24 protein-coding genes are annotated in these 23628 nt (G+C 61.3%); 11 read left to right on the forward strand and 13 right to left on the reverse strand.

The window, feature by feature from the left end; all coding sequences use genetic code 11:
- Nucleotides 1–72: 72 nt before the first annotated feature.
- The gene (dapD, locus tag M1E02_RS06605) at nucleotides 73–1086 is read right to left on the reverse strand and encodes a 2,3,4,5-tetrahydropyridine-2,6-dicarboxylate N-succinyltransferase (protein WP_479377303.1); all 1014 of its coding nucleotides are present in this window, start codon (nucleotides 1084–1086) and stop codon (nucleotides 73–75) included.
- Nucleotides 1087–1136: 50 nt separating this feature from the next.
- Here dapD and dapE point away from each other — a divergent pair, with 50 nt between their 5' ends.
- Nucleotides 1137–2288 (forward strand): succinyl-diaminopimelate desuccinylase, encoded by a 1152-nt coding sequence (gene dapE, locus M1E02_RS06610; RefSeq protein WP_479377304.1) that lies wholly within the window; start codon nucleotides 1137–1139, stop codon nucleotides 2286–2288.
- A 1310-nt stretch (nucleotides 2289–3598) separates the two neighbouring features.
- On the opposite strand, the gene M1E02_RS06615 is transcribed toward dapE, so the two are convergent.
- From M1E02_RS06615 to M1E02_RS06635, 5 genes are all read right to left on the reverse strand, one after another.
- Nucleotides 3599–3742 (reverse strand): hypothetical protein, encoded by a 144-nt coding sequence (locus M1E02_RS06615; RefSeq protein WP_479377305.1) that lies wholly within the window; start codon nucleotides 3740–3742, stop codon nucleotides 3599–3601.
- Nucleotides 3743–3979: 237 nt separating this feature from the next.
- Nucleotides 3980–4831, reverse strand: coding sequence for an amino acid ABC transporter permease (locus M1E02_RS06620; RefSeq protein WP_479377306.1), 852 nt, complete (start codon nucleotides 4829–4831; stop codon nucleotides 3980–3982).
- On the reverse strand, nucleotides 4828–5475 hold the full coding sequence (locus M1E02_RS06625; RefSeq protein WP_479377307.1) for an amino acid ABC transporter permease: 648 nt from the start codon (nucleotides 5473–5475) through the stop codon (nucleotides 4828–4830). The genes M1E02_RS06620 and M1E02_RS06625 overlap by 4 nt, the downstream gene beginning before the upstream one ends.
- A gap of 63 nt (nucleotides 5476–5538) precedes the next feature.
- Complete coding sequence (locus M1E02_RS06630; protein WP_479377308.1) at nucleotides 5539–6438, reverse strand: glutamate ABC transporter substrate-binding protein; 900 nt, start codon at nucleotides 6436–6438, stop codon at nucleotides 5539–5541.
- Between the two features lie 57 nt (nucleotides 6439–6495).
- Nucleotides 6496–7251, reverse strand: coding sequence for an amino acid ABC transporter ATP-binding protein (locus M1E02_RS06635; protein WP_479377309.1), 756 nt, complete (start codon nucleotides 7249–7251; stop codon nucleotides 6496–6498).
- Between the two features lie 161 nt (nucleotides 7252–7412).
- On the opposite strand from M1E02_RS06635, the gene M1E02_RS06640 reads away from it, so the two are divergent.
- From M1E02_RS06640 to M1E02_RS06655, 4 genes are all read left to right on the forward strand, one after another.
- The gene (locus M1E02_RS06640) at nucleotides 7413–8276 is read left to right on the forward strand and encodes an LOG family protein (RefSeq protein WP_479377310.1); all 864 of its coding nucleotides are present in this window, start codon (nucleotides 7413–7415) and stop codon (nucleotides 8274–8276) included.
- A gap of 94 nt (nucleotides 8277–8370) precedes the next feature.
- The gene (locus M1E02_RS06645) at nucleotides 8371–8775 is read left to right on the forward strand and encodes a DivIVA domain-containing protein (RefSeq protein ID WP_479377311.1); all 405 of its coding nucleotides are present in this window, start codon (nucleotides 8371–8373) and stop codon (nucleotides 8773–8775) included.
- Between the two features lie 74 nt (nucleotides 8776–8849).
- The gene (locus M1E02_RS06650) at nucleotides 8850–10052 is read left to right on the forward strand and encodes a hypothetical protein (RefSeq protein ID WP_479377312.1); all 1203 of its coding nucleotides are present in this window, start codon (nucleotides 8850–8852) and stop codon (nucleotides 10050–10052) included.
- Between the two features lie 231 nt (nucleotides 10053–10283).
- Nucleotides 10284–10451, forward strand: coding sequence for a DUF3117 domain-containing protein (locus M1E02_RS06655; protein WP_009357720.1), 168 nt, complete (start codon nucleotides 10284–10286; stop codon nucleotides 10449–10451).
- Nucleotides 10452–10558: 107 nt separating this feature from the next.
- On the opposite strand, the gene M1E02_RS06660 is transcribed toward M1E02_RS06655, so the two are convergent.
- Nucleotides 10559–11191, reverse strand: a complete 633-nt coding sequence (locus M1E02_RS06660) for an O-methyltransferase (RefSeq protein WP_247042416.1) — start codon at nucleotides 11189–11191, stop codon at nucleotides 10559–10561.
- A gap of 244 nt (nucleotides 11192–11435) precedes the next feature.
- Here M1E02_RS06660 and sigE point away from each other — a divergent pair, with 244 nt between their 5' ends.
- The 3 genes from sigE to M1E02_RS06675 all read left to right on the forward strand — a co-directional run bounded on the left by sigE (nucleotide 11436) and on the right by M1E02_RS06675 (nucleotide 13519).
- Nucleotides 11436–12065, forward strand: coding sequence for an RNA polymerase sigma factor SigE (gene sigE, locus M1E02_RS06665; RefSeq protein WP_479377313.1), 630 nt, complete (start codon nucleotides 11436–11438; stop codon nucleotides 12063–12065).
- A gap of 8 nt (nucleotides 12066–12073) precedes the next feature.
- Nucleotides 12074–13039: an anti-sigma factor gene (locus M1E02_RS06670; RefSeq protein WP_479377314.1), complete on the forward strand. Its 966-nt coding sequence runs from the start codon at nucleotides 12074–12076 to the stop codon at nucleotides 13037–13039.
- A 78-nt stretch (nucleotides 13040–13117) separates the two neighbouring features.
- Nucleotides 13118–13519 carry a twin-arginine translocase TatA/TatE family subunit gene (locus M1E02_RS06675; RefSeq protein WP_479377315.1) on the forward strand — a complete coding sequence of 134 codons (402 nt, stop codon included), beginning with the start codon at nucleotides 13118–13120 and terminating at the stop codon, nucleotides 13517–13519.
- 22 nt (nucleotides 13520–13541) lie between these two features.
- On the opposite strand, the gene M1E02_RS06680 is transcribed toward M1E02_RS06675, so the two are convergent.
- From M1E02_RS06680 to M1E02_RS06690, 3 genes are read right to left on the reverse strand one after another with little or no spacing between them, the layout of a single operon-like run.
- The gene (locus tag M1E02_RS06680; RefSeq protein ID WP_479377316.1) at nucleotides 13542–14669 is read right to left on the reverse strand and encodes an Mrp/NBP35 family ATP-binding protein; all 1128 of its coding nucleotides are present in this window, start codon (nucleotides 14667–14669) and stop codon (nucleotides 13542–13544) included.
- A 10-nt stretch (nucleotides 14670–14679) separates the two neighbouring features.
- Nucleotides 14680–15420, reverse strand: a complete 741-nt coding sequence (locus tag M1E02_RS06685; RefSeq protein ID WP_479377317.1) for a DUF1003 domain-containing protein — start codon at nucleotides 15418–15420, stop codon at nucleotides 14680–14682.
- Complete coding sequence (locus M1E02_RS06690; protein ID WP_479377318.1) at nucleotides 15401–16684, reverse strand: magnesium transporter MgtE N-terminal domain-containing protein; 1284 nt, start codon at nucleotides 16682–16684, stop codon at nucleotides 15401–15403. The genes M1E02_RS06685 and M1E02_RS06690 overlap by 20 nt, the downstream gene beginning before the upstream one ends.
- A gap of 77 nt (nucleotides 16685–16761) precedes the next feature.
- Between M1E02_RS06690 and M1E02_RS06695 the strand changes: the two genes are divergently transcribed.
- Nucleotides 16762–17616 carry a YflT domain-containing protein gene (locus M1E02_RS06695; protein ID WP_479377319.1) on the forward strand — a complete coding sequence of 285 codons (855 nt, stop codon included), beginning with the start codon at nucleotides 16762–16764 and terminating at the stop codon, nucleotides 17614–17616.
- A 140-nt stretch (nucleotides 17617–17756) separates the two neighbouring features.
- Here M1E02_RS06695 and M1E02_RS06700 read toward each other — a convergent pair whose 3' ends face one another.
- Nucleotides 17757–19340 (reverse strand): aminopeptidase P family protein, encoded by a 1584-nt coding sequence (locus tag M1E02_RS06700; protein WP_479377320.1) that lies wholly within the window; start codon nucleotides 19338–19340, stop codon nucleotides 17757–17759.
- Nucleotides 19341–19468: 128 nt separating this feature from the next.
- On the opposite strand from M1E02_RS06700, the gene M1E02_RS06705 reads away from it, so the two are divergent.
- Together M1E02_RS06705 and M1E02_RS06710 are read left to right on the forward strand one after the other, a co-directional pair.
- Nucleotides 19469–20317: a PHP domain-containing protein gene (locus tag M1E02_RS06705; RefSeq protein ID WP_479377321.1), complete on the forward strand. Its 849-nt coding sequence runs from the start codon at nucleotides 19469–19471 to the stop codon at nucleotides 20315–20317.
- A gap of 53 nt (nucleotides 20318–20370) precedes the next feature.
- Entirely contained in the window at nucleotides 20371–20979 is a 609-nt protein-coding gene (locus M1E02_RS06710; RefSeq protein ID WP_479378084.1) for a MarC family protein, read from the forward strand.
- On the opposite strand, the gene M1E02_RS06715 is transcribed toward M1E02_RS06710, so the two are convergent.
- Both M1E02_RS06715 and M1E02_RS06720 read right to left on the reverse strand, forming a co-directional pair.
- Complete coding sequence (locus tag M1E02_RS06715; protein ID WP_479377322.1) at nucleotides 20960–21832, reverse strand: DNA-methyltransferase; 873 nt, start codon at nucleotides 21830–21832, stop codon at nucleotides 20960–20962. The genes M1E02_RS06710 and M1E02_RS06715 overlap by 20 nt on opposite strands.
- An 8-nt stretch (nucleotides 21833–21840) precedes the next feature.
- Nucleotides 21841–23547 carry a DEAD/DEAH box helicase gene (locus M1E02_RS06720; RefSeq protein WP_479377323.1) on the reverse strand — a complete coding sequence of 569 codons (1707 nt, stop codon included), beginning with the start codon at nucleotides 23545–23547 and terminating at the stop codon, nucleotides 21841–21843.
- Nucleotides 23548–23628: the final 81 nt, after the last annotated feature.

Consider the following 23628-nt stretch of genomic DNA (forward strand, 5'->3'; position numbering starts at 1 on the left):
ATGCTCCCTCAGGCCCTTCGGGGGCCGGTCCAGGTGATGTGCGGTGAAGTTGCTGCTGTCCGTCAGCGTGCCTCAGTTGGCGTGCAGGGCCTCGTTAAGCTCAACAGTCTGTCCCTTGCGGGGGAGCACCTCCACTGCACCTGTGGAAGAATTCCGGCGGAACAAAAGGTTGGGGACCCCGGAAAGTTCCACAGCTTTGACAACCTTGCTTGTGCCCTCGCCGTCGGCGTCCTTGGCCCCGACTACGAGCACACGGGTTCCCGCGGTGACATAGAGCCCGGCTTCGACGACTGAATCGCTGCCGATGCTGATCCCGACGCCGGAATTGGCACCGAGGAGGACCCGCTCACCCAAGGCGATTTTCTCTTTGCCGCCGCCCGAAAGGGTACCCATGATGGAGGCGCCACCGCCAACATCGGTGCCATCTCCTGCGACTACCCCCGCTGAGATGCGGCCCTCGACCATCGAGGTGCCCAGGGTGCCGGCATTAAAGTTCACGAAACCCTCATGCATGACAGTGGTGCCTTCCGCGAGGTGGGCTCCGAGGCGCACGCGGTCGGCGTCGGCTATGCGCACGCCACTGGGGACAACGTAGTCCACCATGCGCGGGAACTTGTCCACACCGTAGACGGTCACGGCTCCGCGTCGGCGGAGCTTAGCCCGGGTGAGCTCGAATCCATCGACTGCAGCAGGGCCGAAGTTGGTCCAGACGACATTCGGCAGCTTCCCGAAGACGCCATCGAGGTTGATGGTGTTCGGTTGTACCAGCCGGTGTGAGAGCAGATGCAGCCGCAGATACGCGTCGGCGGTGTCCGCCGGGGATTCGTCAAGGTCAATCTGGACGAAGACAACCTTCTGTTCCGTTCCGCGATCCTGGTCGGTTCCGCTGGCAGCGATCTCCGCCAGTACATCATCCGCGTTGTCTACATCGCGGAGGTGATCGGCTCCTACGCCCAAGGCCGGTGCAGGGAACCAGACGTCCAGCACAGTGGAATCGCCGTTGCGCGTGAAGATGGTGGCCACGCCATAGCCATGGGCGGAACGGGTGGCAGAGGGCACGGCGGAAGCAGCAACGGTTTCAGTCATGGCCCCAGTGTATCGAGAGCCGGGTGCCGGACTCGAACTAGACTGTCACCGTGACTGCTCAAACTACTCCAGTGTCCTTGCCTGTGTTGAACCTGCGCCAGGATGTTGCGCTCCTCACAGCGGCCGTGATCGATGTGAACAGCGTGTCCGGCAATGAAAAGCCTCTGGCTGACGCAGTTGAGGCTGCGCTGGTTAAGATTCCCCAACTGCGGCTGATCCGTGACGGTGATGCGATCATTGCCCGCACTGACCTGGGCCGTTCTCAGCGCGTCATCCTCGCAGGCCACCTGGACACGGTTCCGCTTCCCATTGCCGAAGGATCCTTGGGGACTGTTCCGTCGACGTGGGTGTCCGGGATACCGGGCGAGGGCGTGCTCTACGGGCGAGGGGCCACCGACATGAAGGGCGGGGTTGCCGTGCAACTCGCCCTCGCAGCGTCAATGTTCGACGACGGCGCGGAGCCCAATAAGGACGTGACCTTCGTTTTTTACGATCATGAGGAAGTGGAAGAGGCTAAGAGCGGCCTCGGCAGGCTGGTCCGGAACCATGGCCATCTTCTTGAGGGAGATTTTGCGATCCTCCTTGAACCAACGGATGGAACCGTGGAGGGCGGTTGTAACGGGACTTCCCGTTTCGAGGTGACCACCATAGGCGAGGCAGCGCACTCGGCGCGGGCTTGGATGGGCAGTAACGCTATCCATGCTGCAGCGCCCATTCTGGAGAGGCTCGCGGCGTATCAGCCTGCAACTGTGACGGTGGACGCCTTGGACTACCGCGAGAGCTTGAACGCGGTAAGGATTCATGGCGGCACCGCCGGCAACGTCATTCCCGATCGGTGTGTAGTGGAAATCAACTACCGCTTCGCGCCCGACAAGTCCCTGGACCAGGCAGAGGCACATGTTCGGGAGCTGTTGTCCGGCTTCGATGTGGTCCGCACGGACGGGGCACACGGAGCCCGCCCGGGCCTGACCCACCCTGCTGCCGCATCCTTCGTGGCTGCCGTCGGGGCTGAACCAAAACCGAAGTATGGCTGGACCGACGTCGCCCGCTTCAGTGCCCTGGGGATACCGGCGGTAAACTTCGGTCCGGGAAACCCGCTGCTGGCGCATAAGGACAACGAGCACGTTGAGGCCGAAGCCATCCGGGAATGCCTCCGTGCCTTACAGACGTGGCTGGTCAAGAGTCCGAATACATCTCGCTGAAGGGCCTCGTCCTCGGGGCGAACCCGGCTTACCCCGAGGACGAGCTTGGCCAGCAACCAGGAGAGCATCCAAGCCAATAAGGACATGAAACTACGTGTTCCAGTTCCTAGACTGGATCACAACCGAGTACAGGGCCGCGACGAATAACTTTGTGCCCCTGAAGTGTAGACCGAAAGGTCGATCTGCACGCAATATTCGCCTGATCCTTGAATTGGGACCACCACTCCAGTTCCCGAATGCCACACTCCAGCCGCGGGACGTGTCCACTGATTTCCTCCGTTGCTGGGAAAGGTGGCCATTGACGCGCTTAAGGGTGAAAACGAGCAGCTAAAACTCGGGTAAAAAATTATGACGCCATGGTAGCCGTCCACTTCGGTCCATGTGTTTATTTCACAGCCTGCAGCGTTGGCAGGGGCGGACCCTGCGATCAAAGAGGCGGCGAGAAGTGTAGCGCATGAAAGCCATGCCCCTAGTCTACGGACCGGCCTCATCAGGGGCACCCCGATCCCTGGCTGGAGGACGATTGAGTCCAATTCCCCGAGGTTGGATCTCTGTAGTCCACCGTTATGCGGGAGCACCAGTTCCCAGAAGCGTAGCCAGACCTCACAGGAATTCCGTAGCAGTCTCCTCCGGACTGAGGTATGGAGCATGAATTGTATGAACTGTCGACGTTCCAGCCGTTGTGGTACAGGGTCACTGTTACCCCGAGGGTTAGGGGCGGCGTTCCCGTGCAGCGCCCGAAACCGCTTGCCTCAACAGGCGAGCCAACATAGAGGCTCGGGCTGGCAAAACATCCTGCCCACATGAGAGATAAATCTCCGCCTTTCTGAATTCTTTCTGGAGATGAATTACTGGCGGCATTTGCAGGACTTGCCCATAACAACGACATTACGAATACGAATAAGGTAGCTAGTAACTTTGATTTCATTGCTTCCTCCCGATGCTTTGTCTAATTGTGTTGACAGTTTCTCGTAATCTTTGTTACTAAAGTTTACAAGTCCTGTCACACTAGCCCAAGAGCGCCTGTTGCGTCTACAGACGTCGACAGGGTGGCTCTGCAGGAGCCACGCTATTCAGGAGTACGGATGCAGCCCTTGAGCGGGCCTAACATTCTTGTGTTTTACAAAATGTCCACGGACGGCCAGTAAAACTGCCCGCCGGTGGCCATGAGATCTGCCCGCTTCCTTACGAATTTGCGCGTCTTAAGCGGCGGGGGCCCCTCCCCGGGATTTGATGACGGTGTCTAGTCGCACCAAATGTCGTCCCAGGAAGAGGCCCTGTTTGAAGTCTGACGGAGAAATCATGGCAATTCAGGCGTCCAAGGGCGGATCCGCGCGGGCCAGCTGATATCCGGACCGGACTCGATGCTCTGTGGGGAGGGATTCCCAAGCGATAGCCGACGCTTGGAACCATTCCGCGGACGGCGCATAGGCCACCACCATCGAGGACGCCACACGTTCCCAGTATCCGTGGCTAGTACACCTGATAGGCAGGTATCGCTTGTCAAGCGCATGAGGAAGCGGTCCTCTGGCTGGGTTGCCTCGGACCGCTTCCTTTTTGTGGCCGGGAAGAGCGTTGTGAGTAGCAGCGTCTCGTTGGCGACTGCGAGGTTCTGCGCCGGATGGTTCAGGAATGGTCTTCCGAAGGACCAATCCCCTTCGGACCCCTGCCACCTAATGCCTTATATCGCCCTAAACTTCCTGCGGGACGGCGGCCGCCGGGAGGACGGCAACGCCGGGCTTCCGGGATAGCCGCTTCTCCAGCCACTTCGCGAATGCGGCCAGGATCAGGCACATTCCTATGTAAAGGACACCAGCGATGATCGCCGCGGGGATGATCGGTGACCCGTACTGGACCTGGCTGCCAAAAAACTTGGCCTGGAAGAGGATCTCGTTGTAAGTGACGATGAATCCGAGCGCGGTGTCCTTGAGGATCACAACGAGCTGGGAGATGATCACCGGCAGCATGGACCGTACAGCCTGCGGAAGCAGGATGCTGGTCATGACAGCACTCTTGGGCAGGCCGATTGCGTAACCGGCCTCGCTTTGACCGCGTGGCAAAGACTCTATGCCGGCACGGAACACTTCGGCCAGAACGGACCCGTTATAGAGTACGAGTCCGGCCACGACGGCAGTGAACGGCGTGATCCCCTGGACCCCAACGGTCGGCAGCCCGTAGTAGAAAATCATCATCAGAATCAGCAGAGGAACTGCCCGAAAGAGTTCAACAAACCCGTAGCAAGGCATGCTGATCCAATTACGGTCCGACAGTCGTCCGAAGGCCAGCAGCACTCCCAGGATGAGACTGAGTACGGCTGCGGTGCCAAATGCTGACAGTGTCGCCACGACCGATTGCGCCACGGTCTGTTGGACGAGTGGGAAGGTGAAGAGTTGCCACTTGCTGGCATCGAACTGGCCGCTCTGCGCGAGCCGCAGGATGACGAAACCTACAAGCAGTAGAATCACAAGGGCGGTGGCAACGCCGAAGATGCGGTACCGCGCCCGGGCCTTGGGACCAGGGACATCGAAGAGAACTGCACTCATGAGGTAACCTTCCACTTTTGTTCAAGCTTCCGTTGCAGCGCAGAAAGTATGAGCACAAGGACGACAAACACGAGGGCGACCCACAGCAGACCAACCAGTGCCGGTTCGCCACGCTCCGATAGATTTGCCCGGATGGCTCCGGCCTCGAAAACGGAGAAACCTGCTGCTACCGTCGTGTTCTTCAAGAGGGCGATGAATACGCTGAACATCGGGGGAATGACCGCCCGGAATGCCTGGGGCAGGATGACGAGGGTCAGCGACTTTGCGAAGGGCAATCCGATTGCCCTGGCTGCTTCTGCTTGCCCCACCGGGACGGTGTTGATGCCGGATCGGACGGCCTCGGCTACATAGGTCGCGGTATAGAGGCTGAGCCCGATGATGGCCGCCGTGGTGAAGTCAATCGGAACGAGCCCGAGTTTCGGATATCCCAGGGCAAAGAAAAAGAGAACAAGGGTCAGTGGCGTGTTGCGCACGACGTTGACGTAGAGGGTGCCGGCGGCACGGGTGGCCGGTATGGGGGAAACCCGCATGGCTGCCACGATGGTGCCGAGGATCAGGGCAAAAATCGCCGAGAAGAAAAAGAGTAGGAGGGTAGTCCGGAAGCCCGTGAGAAACAGGTCAGAATTATTCAGCAGCGTATTCACAGAATCGTCGCTTTCAGCAGATGTTGAGGGGCGGCCACGCGCGGCCGCCCCTCAAGATGTCTTTTAGTAGTTGTCTACGGCGGGCTGCTCGACCTTAGTGCCAGACTTTCCCAGTGACTGATCGTAGATCTTCTGCCATACTGCGCCACCATCGGTGAGCGTCTTGTTGATGAACTGGCGCAGAGCGGTGTCACCCTTCTGGAGGCCGACGCCATACTTCTCGGTGGTGAATGGTTCTCCCGTTACCTTCAGGTTGTCCGGGTCCTGGGCGGCATAGCCGAGCAGGATGGCCTGGTCCGTGGTGACAGCATCCACCGCGCCATCCTTCAGGCTCTGGACACAGATTGAGTAGGATTCGAATTCAGTGGTCTTGGTATCCGGGAAGTTGGCCTTGATGTTCTGGATCGGTGTGGAGCCAGTGGCAGAGCACACGTTCTTGCCGGCCAAGTCCTTTTCGGAATTAATGGTCGAGTTGTCCTTCTTCACGAGCAGGCCCTGTCCGGTAACGAAGTAAGGCCCGGCGAAGTCAATCTGCTTCTTGCGGTTATCCGTGATGGAGTAGGTGCCGACGTAGTAGTCGATGTCGCCGTTGGTAATAGCCGACTCGCGGTTGGCAGACGGGATCGGTTTGAATTCGATCTTGTCCTTGCTGAGCCCCAGCGACGCTGCGATCCACTGGGCGATTTCGATGTCGAAACCGGTATATTGCCCGGTAGCTGCGTCCTGGAATCCCAGGCCAGGCTGGTCGTTCTTGACGCCGACCCGTACCTTGCCCGCGGCCTTGATCTTGTCAAAGGTGGGACTGCCGGAAATCGACACATTCTCTGCGACTTTGTACGGCGCTTCCTCAGCTGTGGTGGGAGTGGCGCCCCCGCCCCCGCCGCCACAAGCGCTCATGGACAGCGCCAGGGCTGCGGATGCTGCTACCAGGAGTGTCTTCCTCCGGGTGAAAATTGCCTTCATGACAAACCTTTCATTGGTGGGCCGCCTTCGACGGCCAGGGTGCGAATTCAGGGGGTGTCAGTGGGTGAGGAGTTTGGACAGGAAGTCCTTGGCCCGGTTGCTCTGGGGATTGGTGAAGAACTCCTCGGGCTTAGTGTCTTCCACGATCTGGCCGTCAGCCATGAACACCACACGGTCTGCGGCTTTTCGGGCAAAACCCATCTCGTGAGTCACCACGATCATGGTCATGCCCTCCTTCGCCAGCTGGACCATGACGTCCAGCACTTCGTTGATCATCTCCGGATCAAGAGCGGAGGTGGGCTCGTCAAAGAGCATGACCTTGGGCTTCATGGCCAGTGCCCTGGCAATAGCAACTCGCTGCTGCTGGCCGCCAGACAGTTGTGCCGGAAGTTTGGCGGCCTGATGACCGACGCCGACCCGTTCCAACAGAGCCATGGCTTCCTTCTCTGCCGCCGCCTTGGAAAGGCCCTTGACTTTGATGGGACCCAGGGTCACATTTTCCAGGATGGTCTTGTGCGCAAACAGGTTGAACGACTGGAAGACCATACCGACGTCGGCACGAAGCCGCGCGAGTTCCTTGCCTTCGTCCGGGAGCTTCTTCCCATCAATGGCGATCTCGCCGGTATCAATAGTTTCAAGGCGGTTAATAGCCCTGCACAGAGTGGACTTGCCGGAGCCTGAGGGCCCGATGACTACGACTACTTCGCCCTTGCGGACGTTCAGGTTGATGTCCTTCAGGACGTGCAACTGGCCGTAGTGCTTGTTTACAGCAGTAAGGGAGACGAGGGCATCGCCGGGCACTTGAGTAGTCATAGGAATGAATCTAGCGAACATTGGACATTTATGACCCCAATCACTCCTACTTCCTGCAGATCGTAATTCAAGAGATACCTCCGAAGCCCGCATGCGTGCAGCCCAGCGGGAATAGGGAAAGGAAAGGCGGCGGACACTCCGATCCGCGCTAGCCTTGGTGGATGAGTACCGATCCGCACCCACAGCCAGTCCCGGGCATCACCGGAGAAACTTTCCCAACCTCCGAACAGGGCACAAACAATCATGTGGCGACTCGGCATAAAGGTCCTTTGGAGTTGCGGCGGAAACAGGCCGCCGTCGAGATGTCCGACCAGCATTTGCTGGACACCAAAGGTGCCGGCCAGTTCATTCACACGGATCCGTGGCGGGTACTGAGGATCCAAAGTGAATTTGTGGAGGGCTTCGGTGCCCTTGCGGACATCGGTCCGGCAGTCAGCGTGTTCGGTTCGGCACGGACACGACCCGGCACTTCCTATTACGACCTGGGCGTGGAAGTAGGAAGGAAGCTGGCAGAAGCCGGCATTGCCGTCATCACGGGTGGCGGACCTGGATCCATGGAGGCCGCCAACAAGGGAGCAGTGCAAGGCAACGGGCTCTCAGTCGGCCTCGGGATTGAACTCCCTTTCGAGCAGGGTCTCAACCAATGGGTGGACCTAGGGATCAATTTCCGTTACTTCTTCGCCCGCAAGACTATGTTCGTCAAGTACGCCCAAGGGTTCATTGTGCTCCCGGGTGGCCTGGGCACGTTGGATGAACTCTTCGAGGCCATGGTGCTGGTCCAGACGCGGAAGGTCACGTCCTTCCCGATCGTCCTGCTGGGAACCGCGTTCTGGGGGCCGATGATCGATTGGATCCGCGGCACTCTGGTGGAGGAGGGCATGGTGTCCGAGAAGGACCTCGACCTTATCCAGGTGGTGGACGATCCCAGTGAAGCCGTTGACCTGGTACTGCGTGGTTCAGTGACGGGGGCTTCAGCCAATGGCCGGATGAACGGCCGGCCCAATGGAGAACAGCGGCCCGAATAGCAGGAGTTCAAGAGGACTCGTTTCGACAGTGCCGGGGTAGGCGCGCTCCTGTTGAGGCGGTAGGCAGTTAGGCGCATGGCCGATATCTGGCACGATGGGTGCTGTGAGCTTCTTACTGGTATTTCTCGCCGTCGCATTGCTCGGCGTCACGGTTTTCTTCGGCACGGGCGTCGGCTCAAAGTTCCGCAGCAGGAGCGCCGTCAGCGGCGTGCTTGAGGCGGGCTTTGACGAGCCCGTGGCATCGCTTCCGCCGGTATTGCTGCCAGCGGACGCGAAACCGTCCGACGTCGATCATGTCCGTTTTGCCCTTGGCCTGCGGGGATACCGGATGGACCAGGTGGACCAGGTGCTGGATGAACTCCGGGATCAGCTCGCGGAGAAGGACGCTGAAATCGCCAGGCTTCGCGCCGCTCTTGGTTCCGCAGGCTCCGCCGGTGCTGCCGGCTCCACTGCTTCTCCAGACGCCCCTCGGCGAGAGATGCAGGAGGAGGGCTCTTGAGCGGTCAGGAAACGGCTCCGGGCAGAAACTGGAGCGGTATTAACCCGCGCTCCGGGCTGCGTCACAAAGGGCTAATGGCTGATGCCCTTACCGCTGCCGGACGATGGCCGTGGTGGGTGCAGGTGGGGGCGGTGTACCTGGCCGCCCGGCTGATCAGTGCTTGCATTTTCATGGCGGCCGCCCTGCACCAGGGTACTAATCCTTGGTTTCCTGCCAAGCCGGATTACTGGAACTTCATCAATATCTGGGACGCCCGTTGGTACGGCGAGATCGCCACTAACGGCTACCCCTCTGAACTTCCTTTAAGCGATTCCGGCAACGTCCAGGAAAACGCTTGGGCATTTTATGCTCTCTTTCCGGTACTTGGCCGGGCGGTCTCAGGGATGACCGGACTGCCGCCGGCCGCAGCGCTGACTGTCATCGCGATGTTTGCAGGGCTTGGAGCTGCCTTGGTGACTTATCGGCTGTTCCGCCAGAAGGCCTCCCATGGTGCTGCCCTGTGGGGAATTGTATTTTTTTCCACGTTTCCTGTGACTCCAGTGCTGCAGGTTCCCTATGCGGAGTCCCTGAACCTGCTGTTACTGGCTTCCGCCTTGCTGCTCCTGATCCGGCGGCAATATCTGTGGGCGATGCCCGTAGTGCTGCTGATGTGTTTGTCCCGGCCCACAGGAGTGCCGTTCGCGGCGATGGCCGGACTCCTCCTTTGCTACCGCCTGTGGCAGCATTTCCGGCCTGTGGAGCGGAGAGGAGGCAGCAGCCACAGCGCCGGCGAATTGTGGAGCCTCGCCGGTCTTACCGCGGTCAGTGGCATTGGGGCCCTCATGTGGCCCGGAATCGCTTGGCTGGTGACGGGCGATATCGCGGCGTACACCAAAACTGAGACCGTTTGGCGCGGACACGACCTCGTACCTTTCATGCCGTGGTTCGACACAGGCATCCTGCTTTTTGGCCCGATCCTGGGGATTCTGGCGCCCTTCGTGTTCGTTGCAATTTTCGGCCTCGTGATGGTGACCAGGCCTGTGCGTGCACTCGGTATTGAGCTGCGCCTCTGGTGTATCTGTTACATGGGCTACCTGCTGATGTTCCTGCATCCCCAGACCAGTACTTTCCGGATGCTCCTTCCTCTGTTTCCGCTGGCACTCAGCGCAGCCTTGGTCTCGAGATCAGGCGCCTACCGGACCATGGTTGCGATCATGTTCGTCCTGCTGCAAATCGTCTGGATAGTGTGGCTCTGGGCCTGGGCGCAGTTGCCCGGAGGCGGAGATTACCCGCCCTAAGCCCTGATTCCCGGCTCTTCCCCGGCGTGTTTGGAGACAGCGTGTCGAAAGTCCATCAATTAGCTGTGCGCGGTCAATTACGGGATAATAGAGGTAAGCAAGGACAAATGGCATTCGACAGTGTTCAGCCATGGCGGCTGCAGTAGCGGCCGTCATAGCGGCTTGTTTGACCATGCGGACACAGCCCGTCCGGGCTGGTATGTCCTGGGACTACTGGAGGGGATATTCCTCATGGCGGCTATGAAACCACGCACCGGCGACGGCCCGATGGAAGTAACCAAAGAAGGCCGCAGCCTCATCATGCGTGTGCCGCTCGAAGGCGGAGGACGGCTTGTAGTTGAGCTCAACGCTGCAGAGGCGGCAAACCTGAAGGAATGCCTGGTGGGCGTTACCGAATAGATTCTCCTGGGCGGGGCCGGTAGCCAACAGGCTGCCGGCCTTGTCCTTTTTAATGCCCAGCCCTAAGGCGTTAACTCCGGGTCCTGCACATGCCCCACCGGCCCGCCCTATTTCTTGACGGCTACGAGCAACCCATCGCCGGTGGGCAACATGGCCGAGACCAGACGTTCGTCGTCGCGGATTGCCTTGCCTACCTGCCGCAGGACCACGGTGCTGGCATCCCGGGCGGCCGGATTGGAGACTCTGTCCTTATCCAGTGCATCGTTGACGATAAGCAAGCCACGGGACTTGAGCAGGCGGATGGCCTGTTCGACGTAGCCGGGAAGCCCTTGCTTGTCCGCATCCACAAACACAAGGTCGTAGGCAGCATCGGTCAAACGGGGGAGGACGTCTGCCGCGCGGCCGGAGATAGTGCGGGTGCGGTTGGCCGGGCTGCCGGCTTCCTGGAAGGCTTCGCGTGCTGCCTTGAGGTGTTCAACATCGACGTCAATGGTGGTCAGCACTGATTGCGGCCCCAGCCCTCTGAGAATGCAGACACCGGAGACGCCCGCGCCGGTGCCGATTTCGACCGCCGTTTGCGCCTTTGATGCTGCCGCGAGCACAGTCAGGGCGGCGCCGACGCCGGGACCGATAGGTGTCACGCCGAGTTCGAAGGAGCGTTCACGAGCGTGCAACAGCACCTCATCCTCAGCAGGCAGATCTTCTGCGTAGGACCAGCTCGTGGACTTATCGGCGCTCATGGAGGATTCGCTTTCTGGGCGGCAAGGGGCGTTTGTATCAGAGTACTGTGTCTAACGCAGTTGGCCGGGGAGGTGACGTGCCCTCATCGCAATTCCGCCTTGGGCTGAAGCACCTTGAATGTCAGGAAACTCCCAGCCAAATTTGACATGATAATTATCCGGTCATCCAACAGATGAACGGCACCGAATCACTGGTGTCAGAGCACCATTCGGCGTTAGTACCCATCCACGAGGGGAGTGGACGATGTCAGCATCAGTTGTGGCACCTGTCCCTGCAGTTGAAGATTCGGGAACCCCGGCGGAAGCCGCATGGGTAAGGCCAACCTGGGAAGAAGTGGTCACCAACCACTCAGCCAAGGTTTACCGCCTTGCGTTCCGCCTGACCGGCAACAAGTACGACGCCGAAGACCTCACCCAGGAAGTGTTTGTGCGGGTGTTCCGTTCACTGGAAAACTTCAAGCCGGGCACCCTTGACGGCTGGCTGCACCGTATCACCACCAACCTTTTCCTCGATCAGGCGAGGCGCAAGAACCGGATCCGGTTCGATGCTCTTGCCGATGACGCCGAGTCCCGGTTGCCTGGCCGCGAACCCGGGCCGGAGCAGAGTTTTGAGCTCAACAACCTGGACCTCGATGTCCAGGCGGCGTTGGAAGAGTTGCCCCCGGACTTCCGGGCTGCCGTCGTCCTCTGCGACCTCGAAGGTCTGTCCTATGACGAGGTGGCCTTGGCCCTCGGCGTCAAACTTGGCACCGTTCGCTCCCGGATTCACCGTGGACGCACCATGCTGCGTGAGAAGCTGGCGCACCGGGATCCCCGTCCGGCCCAGGGTTTGAAGCCGCGCCTTAACATGCCCCGCATCGCCGGCGTGCTCTGATCGGCCTAATGGGCCGGTTACGTCATCCTGGTGTGTTTCGGCGGCTGGTTCAGTCCGTAAAAGCCTGCACCCGCAAGAAGCACGGTGCCTGCAGGGCAGCCTTGGAAGCCTGCCCTGACTGCTCCTCTGCTGTGCAGCGGGAACGGCAGTACCTGGAGCGGCTCCACAGCGCGGCGGTGCCGGACGCGCCCGATGATCTCGTTGCCCGGCTGTTATCCAGGACCCAGGAGCTCGCGATGGCTGTTCCGGAGCCTGTTTCCCGGCCACGCTCAAGAATGAAGCTGGTTCACCTCCTGCTGGCGTGCACTGCGGCAGTGGCAGGATCAATGGGTGTGGCCGCGTTTGTGGCGGGTGCTGATCCGGCTCCCCAAGCGGGCACAGCAGCCGCAGGCTCACTGACAGGCCGCGGCGGCACACTGCCTGCAGTAAGGGTGGAGGAACTGCGAAATCAAGGATGGATTTGCCCTGACCTGTCCCGCGCAGGTTTTCATTTGGTTTCAGCCAAGGCCGACGTCGTGGCGGGGGAACCGGTTATCGAGTTGCGCCTTTCAGATGGCGAGAACTACGCCACGATCATTGAACAGCACTCCTCTTCTGCCGGAACGTCCCAGGGGCTACCGGCAGCTGCACGCGAGCCTGTGAATCCGTTGACGGGGCATGCCGCTTCAGAGGACGGGTTTTCCCAGGCGACGACGCGGGAAGGTTCGGACCGTGGCAGCCTCTGGGTTTCCTCAGCAACCCCTCAGCGGGCGATCTACCAAGTCAATGGCATCACGTTCACTTACGTTTCAGACCTGCCCCAGCAGCACACGGAGTCCGCCTTGTCTGCGCTGATCCAGTCTGCTCCTGACGCTTCCTTGACGGGGCAGGCAGCTGAGCCCGGATCCTCGGCGGAACATGCTGAGGGCGAGGATCTGGTAGGTCGGCTTCAACGGGGGATAGGCCGGATCTTTGGTGGCATCACCGCTTCATGACAGGCTTCCGCTGCTGTATGCCTCCCTGCCTTTCGCAGGAATCGTCACCGGGCTCCCGGAGAGGGTAATCTTCCTAAAGTGTTTGGAATCAATGGCCCGGAGTTTTTACTTCTGCTGATCATCGGCGTGATGGTGATCGGTCCCCAGCGTCTGCCCGAATACACCCAGAAACTCGCGAATCTGGTGAAGGAAGTCCGCCGGATGGCGTCGGGTGCCCGGGAACAGATCAAAGACGAAGTGGGGATCGACATCGACGATGTCGATTGGAAGAAGTACGATCCGCGGCAATACGATCCTCGCCGCATCATCAAAGAAGCTCTTCTGGATGATGACACCAAACCGGTAAGCGCAGGCGCCCCCGGGGCCGTGGCCGGAGTGGCAGGTGCTGCGGCCGGTGCAGCTTCGGAATCCCGCCCCGCACGTGTTATCGAGCGACTTGCTGCCGGTGCAGTTGCCCCTTTCGACTCTGAGGCCACCTAAAGCAGAGATCTTGCCTTACGGGTCAGCGGGGCTGTAGTCCCAGAGACAGGCCGGTGAGTCCTCGTGGTCTTGCAGCAAGTTTCCCGGCGATGCCGTTCAAGGCGGATGCAGCCGGTGTCTCCGGGCGGTTGAGCACGATCGGAAGGCCTGTATCTCCGCCTTCCCGCAGAAGGATGTCCAGCGGAATCTGTCCGAGCAAGGGGACGTCGGCGCCAACGGTGGCCGAGAGACGCTCGGCAAGCACTGCTCCGCCTCCGGTACCGAAAAGGTGCATCCGGCTGCCGTCGGGCATTTCCAGGTACGACATGTTTTCCACCACGCCCGCCACCAACTGACCTGTCTGGGTTGCAATGGCCCCGGCGCGCTCCGCGACGTCAGCAGCGGCAACCTGTGGAGTGGTGACCACCAGGATCTCGGCCTTGGGCAGCAGTTGGGCCACGGAGATGGCAATGTCGCCGGTACCAGGAGGCAAGTCGAGGAAGAGGGCATCGAGGTCGCCGAAGTAGACGTCGGTGAGGAACTGTTCGAGTGCGCGGTGCAGCATAGGCCCGCGCCAGGCCACCGGCTGGTTACCTGAAACGAACATCCCGATGGAGATCACTTTGACTCCGTAAGCCACCGGCGGCAGGATCATGTCGTCCACCCGGGTGGGCGCCTGGGTGATGCCCATCAGTGCGGGGACGGAAAAGCCGTAAACGTCGGCGTCGATAATACCCACCCGCAGGCCTTGGGCGGCCAGGGAGCAAGCGAGGTTCACCGTGACAGATGACTTGCCAACCCCTCCCTTGCCACTGGCTACCGCGTAGACCTTGGTCAATGAGCCCGGCTGGTTGAAAGGAACTCCGCGCTGGCCGCCTGGCCCGCGGAGCTTTTCCTTCAGGGCATCCCGCTGTGTCTGACTCATCACCTGGAGGTCAACTTCGACGCCGGATACTCCCGGGACCGCCGTGAGCGCAGCTTCGGCGTCGGCTGTGATGGTTCCCCGGAGGGGGCATCCGGCGATAGTGAGGAGGACGGTGAGACGCACCAGCCCATCCTCTGAAATATCGACTCCGGCCACCATGCCCAACTCCGTAATGGGTCGGCGCAGCTCGGGATCGATGACTGTGGCCAAAGCAGCGTTAACTGCCGGGGCCAATGAGCTACTCATGGAGCGGTACTCAGCTTTCAGGGTGGTTGGGGCTTTCCGGCGGGTTGAGATGTGCGGGCTTTCCGGAGCTTTCCGGCCTGATCTTGGGGATCTGCTGGGTCCGGGGGTTGCGCTGCTTCTCCCTGCGTTCCTTCAGTTTTTCGCGGACCTTATCCTTGGGCGACTCGTGGCTGCCGGCGCCTGAGGGATCGTGCTTGCGCAGTTCCTCCTGGGCTTCCAGTATGTCCTCCAGCAGGCTGCGGAGTTCGGCTCGAACGTAATCACGGGTAGCTACTTCCCGCAGGGCAATTCGCAGCGATGCCAGTTCCCGCGTCAGGTACTCAGTGTCGGAGAGGTTCCGCTCGGCACGCTGGCGATCCTGCTGCAGGGACACGCGGTCCCTGTCGTCCTGCCGGTTCTGGGCCAGCAAGAGCAGCGGAGCCGCATATGAGGCCTGCAGGGACAGCATCAGGGTCAGCAAGGTGTAGCCAAGGGCCCGGGAGTCGAATTGCCACTCCACTGGGGCCCAGGTGTTCCAGACGAGCCAGACGACGACGAATACAGTCATGTAGACGAGGAACTGGGGCGTACCCATGAAGCGGGCAAAACCCTCAGTACTCTGGCCAAAAGCATCCGGGTTGGGCGAGAACTTGGGGAGAATCCGCTGACGCCCGCTTAGGGGGGTATCCAGGCCGCCTGTGACGCTTTGCCTGCCGACCAGCCGGCCATTGAGCTTCCGGGGAGCGTTCTGATCAGCCAATGCGGCCTCCAAGTTTCCTTATGGGGACGTCATCCTCGTGGGCACGCCAGTCATCAGGCAACAGGTGATCAAGCACGTCATCAACGGTCACCGCCCCCACAAGCCGGCCGTCGTCATTGACCACAGGAAGCGAGTTCAGGTTGTACGTGGCGAGCGCGCGGGCGACTTCGCTGATGTGCGCCTGGTCCGACAACGGTTCAAGGTTCTTGTCAACCAGGTTGCCCAGGGGTTCGGGGGGAGGATAACGCAGCAACTGCTGAATGTGCACAACACCCAGGAACCGACCGGTGGGGGTTTCCAGCGGGGGCCTGGTGATGAAGATCGACGAAGCCAGGGCAGGGGAGAGCTCCTCGCGGCGGACGTGTGCCAGCGCTTCTGCGACGGTGGCCTCAGGAGGAAGGATCACCGGGACGGGGGTCATGAGGCCACCGGCGGTGTCCTCGTCGTATTCCAGCAGGCGCCGAACATCCTCTGCGCCCTCGGGCTCCATGAGTTGCAGGAGTTCTTCGGCCTGCGCTGAGGGCAGTTCGGCAAGGAGGTCCGCAGCGTCGTCGGGATCCATCTCCTCCAGAACGTCGGCAGCACGCTCGACATCGAGGGAGGAGAGGATCTCCACCTGATCGCCTTCAGGCATCTCCTGCAGGACGTCTGCCAGCCGTTCGTCCTGGAGTTCGCTGGCCACTTCAAAGCGGCGCTTGTCGCTCATCTCCTGCAGCGCTTCGGCGAAGTCGGCGGGTTTCAGGTCTTCGTGCGTGGCCACGAACTGGGTGGCGGCCTGGGGCTCCGTCTTGGCTACCTGCAAGGCGTCAGCCCAGTCGATGATCATGGTCTCGTTGCGGCGGAGCCGGCTGAGCGGGGAGAGTGAATGGCCGCGGCGGACAAACAGCTTGCTCACAAACCAGTCACCGGAGCGGTGCCGGTCCATGGCTATGTCCTCGATGGTGGCGTCGCCGCTGCCATCAGCGAGGGTTACCCGGCGGTCGAACATTTCAGCCACCACAAGGGTTTCTGCGCCGCGCTGTTCGAAGCGGCGCAGGTTGACCAGCCCGGTGCAGATGATCTGCGTCTGGTCAATCGAGGTGATACGCGTCATCGGTACAAAGACCCGTTTTTTCCCGGGAACTTCGACGACGATGCCCACCACGTGCGGGGCACCGCGGCTGCCGCGGGAGAGCACCACAACATCGCGCAACCTGCCCAGACGGTCGCCCAGGGGGTCGAAGACGTCCAGTCCAAGTAAGCGCGCGACAAATACCCGCGAATGATTGGTGCTCACTTGTACAGGCTACCGAGTCTGCTCTCTTTTAGCTGAATTTACAGCCGCCACACATGATCATGGGCAAGAATGGGGGTATGTCAAATATTTTTGGTGCTCCTAAATCGGGCGTTCCCGGGTCCGAAGAGTCCCGCACTGTCCCCACCGGGGACACCGTCGGGTCATACAACTCCTATCTGGATGCCCAGAAGGCGGTGGATTACCTGGCCGACCAGCAGTTTCCGGTGCAGGTTGTATCCATCGTGGGCAACGAGCTGAAAATGGTGGAACGCGTTACCGGCCGGTTGAGCTACCCAAGGGTTGCCTTGTCCGGTGCCCTGAGCGGTATGTGGTTCGGCCTGTTCGTGGGCGTCATGCTTTCCTTTTTCTCCCCGACGGGCGGCTACTTCTCCATCGTGGCGTCGGTCCTGATGGGTGCTGCTTTCTTTATGCTGTTCGGCATCGTCACCTATGCGATGCAGCGCGGGAAGCGTGACTTCACGTCCACCAGCCAGGTCGTAGCTACCAACTACGACGTCGTGGTCGCCGTCGAAGCCTCAGGTGAGGCGCGCCGCTTGCTGCAGCAGCTGCCCATGACGCCGTCGGACGCTGGTTCCGGTGCACCCCGCTACAACGGCCACCAGGGGCAGGCTCCGCAGCGCCCGGCCAGCTGGAATGACCCGTACGGCCAGGCACCGGGTGCAGGGCAGCAGCAAACCCCCGGCGCCACCCAGCAGCCGGGCCAGGCACCTGCCACTTCCCCTCAGGAAGCGCAGCAGATGCCTGCCGGCACCCGGCCTGCGGCAGTCCGCTACCCCGACCTTCCGGACGGGCGTCCCCAGTACGGCGTCCGGGTTACCGACCCGCAGCCGCAGTCACAGCCGCAAGCACCGCAACCGCAGCAGCAGAACCAGCAGCAAGACCCACAGGACAGCGCCGAGGGCAAGTCCTAGCCAGCCAAGGATTCAGCGCCAAAGTCAGGACACAGGGAAGGCCCGCCGGAGATCTGAGCAGTTCAGATCACCGGCGGGCCTTCCTTTGTCAGTTCTTCCAGGCAGTCCTTGCATACCAGGTTCGGCAGACTAAGCCGTTGTTACGCTGACTGGGCTTCTACGTCCTGGTAGATCCCAGCCATCCAGGCCTCCACGTCAGCGGAGCCGCGGGGAAGGGCTGCACTCAGATTCACTGGCCCCTCAGCTGTCATCAGGACGTCGTCCTCGATGCGGACGCCGATTCCCCGATATTCCTCCGGGATGCCGAGGTCTTCATTCTTGAAGTAGAGGCCAGGCTCAATGGTGAACACCATTCCCGGCGTGAGCACGCCATCCAGGTAGAGTTCCCGTTTGGCCTGTGCACAATCATGGACATCGAGGCCAAGGTGGTGGCTGGTGCCGTGGGGCATCCAGCGCCTGTGCTGCTGCCCCTCGGGACTGATGGCCTCCTCGACGGAGACGGGGAGCAGACCCCACTCAGCAAGCCTCTCCGCCAGTACTGTAGTGGCGGCAGTATGGATGTCGCGGAATTTCATTCCGGGACGGGCGGCGGCGAATCCGGCATCGGCAGCGTCCAGCACTGCTTCATAGACTTTGCGCTGGATGTCGGAGAAAACGCCGTTGGCAGGAAGAGTGCGGGTGATGTCTGCCGTGTAAAGGGACTCTGCTTCCACCCCGGCGTCCAGCAACAGGAGTTCGCCGGCATTGACCTTGCCGGTGTTCCTGGTCCAGTGCAGGACAGTAGCGTTGTTCCCGGAAGCGGCGATGGTGTCGTAGCCGAGTTCGTTGCCCTCTTCCCGGGCACGCGCAAAGAAGGCTCCCTCCACAACGCGCTCGCCGCGATGATGGGTCAGGGCCCGGGGAAGCGACTTGACCACTTCGGTAAAGCCTTCAACGGTGGCTGCCACGGCAATCTTCATCTGCTCGATTTCCCACTCGTCCTTGAGCAGCCGCAATTCAGACAACGCCTCAGCAAGCTTGTCATCCAGGGCATCCAGGACTGCGAGATCGAGCGTGTCCGGGTCCTTGGCGGTGTTGTAGCGGGCGGTGTCAACAAGGGCATCAATGTTCTCGTCCACCTTGCGGACCAGCCGGACGGACACCCCACCGATTTCCGGAGCGCCCACATTCTTGGTGATGGCTGTCTCGAGCTCATCTATGTGCGCCGTGGCGACCCCGAGGCGGGCGTGGAACTCCGCCAGGGTGGGACGCGCTCCGATCCAGAACTCTCCCGAGCGGGAGTCAGCATAGAACTGTTCCGTGTCCCGGCCGGCCAGCGGACGGAAGTAAAGGGTGGCGTGGTGGTGACCGCCGTCGTCGCCCTTGCCTTCTTCTACCGGCTCCATAATCAGTACGGCGTCGGGCTCATGGTCCACGCCGAGACCGGTCAGGTGCGCGAACGCTGAGTGCGGGCGAAAGCGGTAGTCGGTGTCGTTGGAGCGGACCTTCAAGGGCCCCGCAGGAATGACCAGGCGCTCGCCCTTGAACTGTCCGGAGATGGCGTGCCGCCGGGTGGCCGCATAGCCTGCCACCGCTTCCCGCTCGGGACTGTGCTCAGGGGCAGGAGCCCAATTGCTGGCCATAAAGGCCTTGAAGGCATCGGAACTTGGCCGTTGAGAGCGGTTGTTGACACGCTCCTCAAGTGGCTGGGCAGCGGAGTTTTGGTTGGTTTCAGCATGGTTCACCGTCCCATCGTCTCACCAGCAGACCAGCCGTTGCCAACACCTGCCGTCGGCTTCGTCCCGGCCGCTGAAGATGCCCCATGAAGATACAAGGACCGGCCCCTCACCTGGTCATCTACTAGGCTGGGCTGGTGAGGATAGACCTGCATGCCCACTCGAACGTTTCCGACGGCACCGAAACCCCTGCTGTGGTGGTGCAGGCGGCCGCTGCTGCCAAGCTGGACGTCGTGGCCTTGACTGACCATGACTCGACCGACGGCTGGGCCCAGGCCTCCGAGGCTGCCCTTCTGGCCGGCGTCGCTTTCGTGCCCGGGATCGAAATCTCATGCCGGACAGCTGAGGGGATCAGCGTTCACCTGCTGAGCTACCTCCATAACCCCGCACACCCTGGCCTCTTGGAAGAGATCACCAAGGCAAAGGATGCACGCCTCACCCGCGCGGAGCATATGGTGACTTTGCTCGCCGAGGACTACCCACTGACCTGGGACGACGTTATTCACCATGTTGCTCCAGGGGCAACCCTGGGCCGACCCCACATCGCTGATGCCTTAGTGGCGGCCGGAGTCGTTTCGGACCGCTCAGAGGCCTTTTCATCGATCCTGACATCCCGTTCCCGGTATTTTGTTCAGCATTATGCGCCGGACCCTGCCGTCGCCGTCGAACTCGTCCGGGCGGCCGGGGGCGTACCGGTGTTCGCCCATCCCGTGGCATCAGCGCGGGGAAGGATCGTCAAGGAAAAGACGTACCAGGAAATGATCGACGCCGGACTGGCCGGGCTCGAGATCGAGCACCGGGACAATCCGGAGGAGGGCCGACGGTTCCTTCGGGAGGTGGCGGAACGCCACGATCTGCTCGTGACAGGCTCCTCTGACTATCACGGGACCGGAAAGCCGAACCTGCTCGGTGAAAACCTTACGGCTCCCGAAGTGCTTGCCCGGATCGAGGAGATGGGCACAGGAAGCAGCGTGGTGCGTACCTGAGCCGGCAGTCCGGGAGCATCTGTCCCACAGTCTAAGCTTGCCCAGTGGAATGGATAGATCTTCAGCTGTTCGCGTCAGTTCTAGTGACGCTCTTTGTGATTATGGACCCACCGGGGACGGTGCCGATCTTCATGTCTTTGACGGCACAGATGACGGCCAAGGACAGAAACCGGTCGGCGTTGCAAGCGCTGCTGGTTGCCGCGGGCGTCATCATCCTCTTTGCACTTTTCGGCCAGTCAATCCTCAACTACATGCACATCTCGCTCGCTGCCCTGCAGGGCGCCGGCGGATTGCTGTTGATCCTGATTGCACTGCAGTTGCTCACCGGTTCAACAAGCGGCGAAGATAACGCCGCCAAGTACAAGAACGTCGCTTTTGTTCCCCTGGGGACGCCGTTGATGGCTGGACCGGGGGCGATTGTAGCGGTGATGGTGTTCGTTCAGCAGTCCTCCTCCGCGGCGCAGTACCTGGCGGTGGGGCTCGGAATCGCCGTCACGCTGTTCTCCCTGTACCTGGCGATGCGTTTCGCTGGCCTGGTGCAGCGGGTCCTTGGCGAGAACGGTGTGGAACTGGTGACCAGGATCGCGGGCCTGCTGCTGTCCGCGATCGCAGTGCAGATGATCGCGGACGCAGTCCATGCCTTTATGACGAGTTGGGCCTGACGACTTCCGCCACAGGTCCCAGGCGCTTGGTCATAACGTCGATGGCCGGAAGATTCTGGTCAACGCACACAAATCTGCGGTTGAGTTTGGCAGCTACTGCGCCGAGGGTCCCGGAACCGGCGAAGAAATCAAGGCACCAGTCGCCGGGACGGCTGGATGCCGCCACCACCCGCCGCAAAAGGCCTTCGGGTTTTTGCGTGGGGTAGCCCGTTTTTTCCTTGCCCGTGGGAGAAACGATGGTGTGCCACCAGACGTCAGTCGGCAGCTTCCCGAGTTCCCGCTTCGCCGGAGTGACCAGACCCGGCGCCATATAGGGCTCACGGTCCACTTCCGCACTGTCGAAATGGTACTTCGCGGGATTCTTCACGTAGACGAGGATGTTGTCGTGCTTTGTGGGCCAGCGGAATTTGGCCCGGGCCCCGTAGTCGTAGGCCCAAATGATCTCGTTGAGGAAGCACTCCCGGCCGAAAATGGCATCCAGCATGACCTTGGCATAATGCACTTCCCTGTAATCCAGGTGCAGATACAGGGTTCCGTCGTCCGCCAGGAGCCGCCAGGCTTCCACCAGCCGCGGTTCGAGAAAGGACCAGTAGTCGCTGAAGGCATCGTCGTAGCTGTGCAGTGCGCCCTTGATGGTGTCGTAGGACCTGCCTTTGAAACCGACGCGGTCCCCGGCACCATCGGCGTTCACCACCATCTTCGTTTCCTGCCGACGCTGGGAGCGGCCGGTGTTGAAGGGCGGGTCTACGTAGATGAGTGTGAAGGCGCCGTCCGGCAGCGTGGGGAGAAAAGCCGCGTTGTCCGCGTGTATCACCAGGTTGCTGCCGTCCGGCGCCCAGACAGTGTCAGTCATTGAGGGCTTTAGGCCTCGGTGGTGCTGGACTGCGCGTCGCCACCAGCCACCACTTCGCCGTTGCGGCGGCGGGTGCGGTTCCGCGTGCGGCGGCCACGTGCCGGCCGCTCCGTGTCCGCCTGGGCCGGGGCTTCGGCAGCCGCGGGGGCAGCAGCGCCGTTGGCCGTTTCGTTTTCGGGGGAACGACGACGGCGGTCACCTGTGCGTCCCCCTGCATCGCCGCTACTGCGGCGGCTGCCTGAACGGGCGCCGTCGCGGTTACCGGAACGTGCGCCATCCCGCCCGCCGCTGCTGTCACGGCCCCCGTCACGGCCGCCGGAGCGGCTGTTCTTCTTGCCCGTTTCGCCCAGGTCCTCCAGGACCTCGGCGTCCACACCGGCCAGGGTCCGCTTGCTGCGGGGCAACCTTCCCTTGGTGCCCTCCGGGATGTCGAGTTCCTCGAACAGGTGCGGCGAGGACGAGTAGGTCTCCACCGGCTCCGGAACGCTCAGGCCGAGGGCCTTATTGATCAGGCCCCAGCGGGGCATGTCATCCCAATCCACGAACGTGACGGCGGTGCCCTTGTTGCCGGCGCGGCCTGTGCGTCCAACACGGTGGAGGTAGATCTTCTCATCTTCAACGCACTGGTAGTTGATGACGTGGGTGACGTCGTCGACGTCGATGCCGCGGGCGGCGACATCCGTGGCGACAAGGACGTCAACCTTGTTGTTGCGGAAGGCCCGAAGCGCCTGCTCGCGGGCACCCTGCCCCAGATCGCCGTGGATTGCGGCGGCCGCGAAGCCGCGGTCCACGAGTTCCTCGGCCACTTTGGCGGCGGTGCGCTTGGTTTTGGTGAAGATGATGGTGCGGCCACGGCCGCGGGCCTGCAGGATGCGGGCAACAACCTCAATCTTGTCCATGCTGTGGGCACGGTAGATCAACTGGCGGATATCGCGCTTGGTCAGGCCTTCGTCGTCCGGGTCTGCAGCGCGGATGTGGGTGGGCTGCGTCATGTAGCGGCGGGCCATGGCGATGACCGGACCGGGCATGGTGGCGGAGAACAGGAGTGTTTGCCGCACTGCCGGGGTACCCGCAATGAGGGTTTCAACGTCCGGCAGGAAGCCAAGGTCAAGCATCTCGTCGGCCTCGTCGAGGATGACCATTCTGACGTTTTTGAGGCTGAGGTGCTTCTGCTTGTAGAGGTCAATCAGGCGGCCAGGCGTGCCCACGACCAACTCGACGCCCTTCTGCAGCGCGTCAACCTGGGGCTCATAGGCACGGCCGCCATAAATGGTGACGATACGGGCGTTGCGCTTGCGGGAGGCGTTCTGGAGGTCATTGGCCACCTGGACGGCCAGTTCGCGCGTCGGAACGATTACCAGCGCCTGGGGAGCACCTGGGACCGCTAGCTTGTCAAAGCCCGGATCGTCCCTGCCCACAATGCGCTGCAGGGCTGGAATGCCGAAGCCCAGCGTTTTGCCGGTACCTGTCTTGGCCTGGCCGATGATGTCGTGGCCGGAAAGAGCCACCGGCAGGGTCATGGCCTGGATCGGGAACGGATGGGTAATCCCGGCATCGGCGAGGGACTCGACGATGTCGGCGCGGACGTTGAAGTCAGCGAAGGTCTTTTCCTCGATCTCGTGCGGTTTCTCGTCCGAGATGATGGTTTCTTCAGGCTCGATCGATTCCGTTCCGGTGTCGTCGGTCAGAAGTTGGTGCGTGTGCAATTCACTCACAGTGGAGTTTCCTTATTCATTTGGGCTTAGGCGCTGCCTGCTCAACGGGGCGGTTTGATGAGCCGTTCCGGAGCACGCTCG

This window comes from Arthrobacter sp. Z5-13 (assembly GCF_056499105.1).

Bases quoted from the DNA above. Each gene is read 5' to 3' on its own strand.
- dapD (WP_479377303.1), bottom strand. From the start codon at position 1,086: ATGACTGAAACCGTTGCTGCTTCCGCCGTGCCCTCTGCCACCCGTTCC.
- M1E02_RS06620 (WP_479377306.1), bottom strand. From the start codon at position 4,831: ATGAGTGCAGTTCTCTTCGATGTCCCTGGTCCCAAGGCCCGGGCGCGG.
- M1E02_RS06630 (WP_479377308.1), bottom strand. From the start codon at position 6,438: ATGAAGGCAATTTTCACCCGGAGGAAGACACTCCTGGTAGCAGCATCC.
- M1E02_RS06635 (WP_479377309.1), bottom strand. From the start codon at position 7,251: ATGACTACTCAAGTGCCCGGCGATGCCCTCGTCTCCCTTACTGCTGTA.
- M1E02_RS06640 (WP_479377310.1), top strand. From the start codon at position 7,413: ATGAGTACCGATCCGCACCCACAGCCAGTCCCGGGCATCACCGGAGAA.
- M1E02_RS06645 (WP_479377311.1), top strand. From the start codon at position 8,371: ATGGGTGCTGTGAGCTTCTTACTGGTATTTCTCGCCGTCGCATTGCTC.
- M1E02_RS06650 (WP_479377312.1), top strand. From the start codon at position 8,850: ATGGCTGATGCCCTTACCGCTGCCGGACGATGGCCGTGGTGGGTGCAG.
- M1E02_RS06655 (WP_009357720.1), top strand. From the start codon at position 10,284: ATGGCGGCTATGAAACCACGCACCGGCGACGGCCCGATGGAAGTAACC.
- M1E02_RS06660 (WP_247042416.1), bottom strand. From the start codon at position 11,191: ATGAGCGCCGATAAGTCCACGAGCTGGTCCTACGCAGAAGATCTGCCT.
- sigE (WP_479377313.1), top strand. From the start codon at position 11,436: ATGTCAGCATCAGTTGTGGCACCTGTCCCTGCAGTTGAAGATTCGGGA.
- M1E02_RS06670 (WP_479377314.1), top strand. From the start codon at position 12,074: ATGGGCCGGTTACGTCATCCTGGTGTGTTTCGGCGGCTGGTTCAGTCC.
- M1E02_RS06680 (WP_479377316.1), bottom strand. From the start codon at position 14,669: ATGAGTAGCTCATTGGCCCCGGCAGTTAACGCTGCTTTGGCCACAGTC.
- M1E02_RS06695 (WP_479377319.1), top strand. From the start codon at position 16,762: ATGTCAAATATTTTTGGTGCTCCTAAATCGGGCGTTCCCGGGTCCGAA.
- M1E02_RS06715 (WP_479377322.1), bottom strand. From the start codon at position 21,832: ATGACTGACACTGTCTGGGCGCCGGACGGCAGCAACCTGGTGATACAC.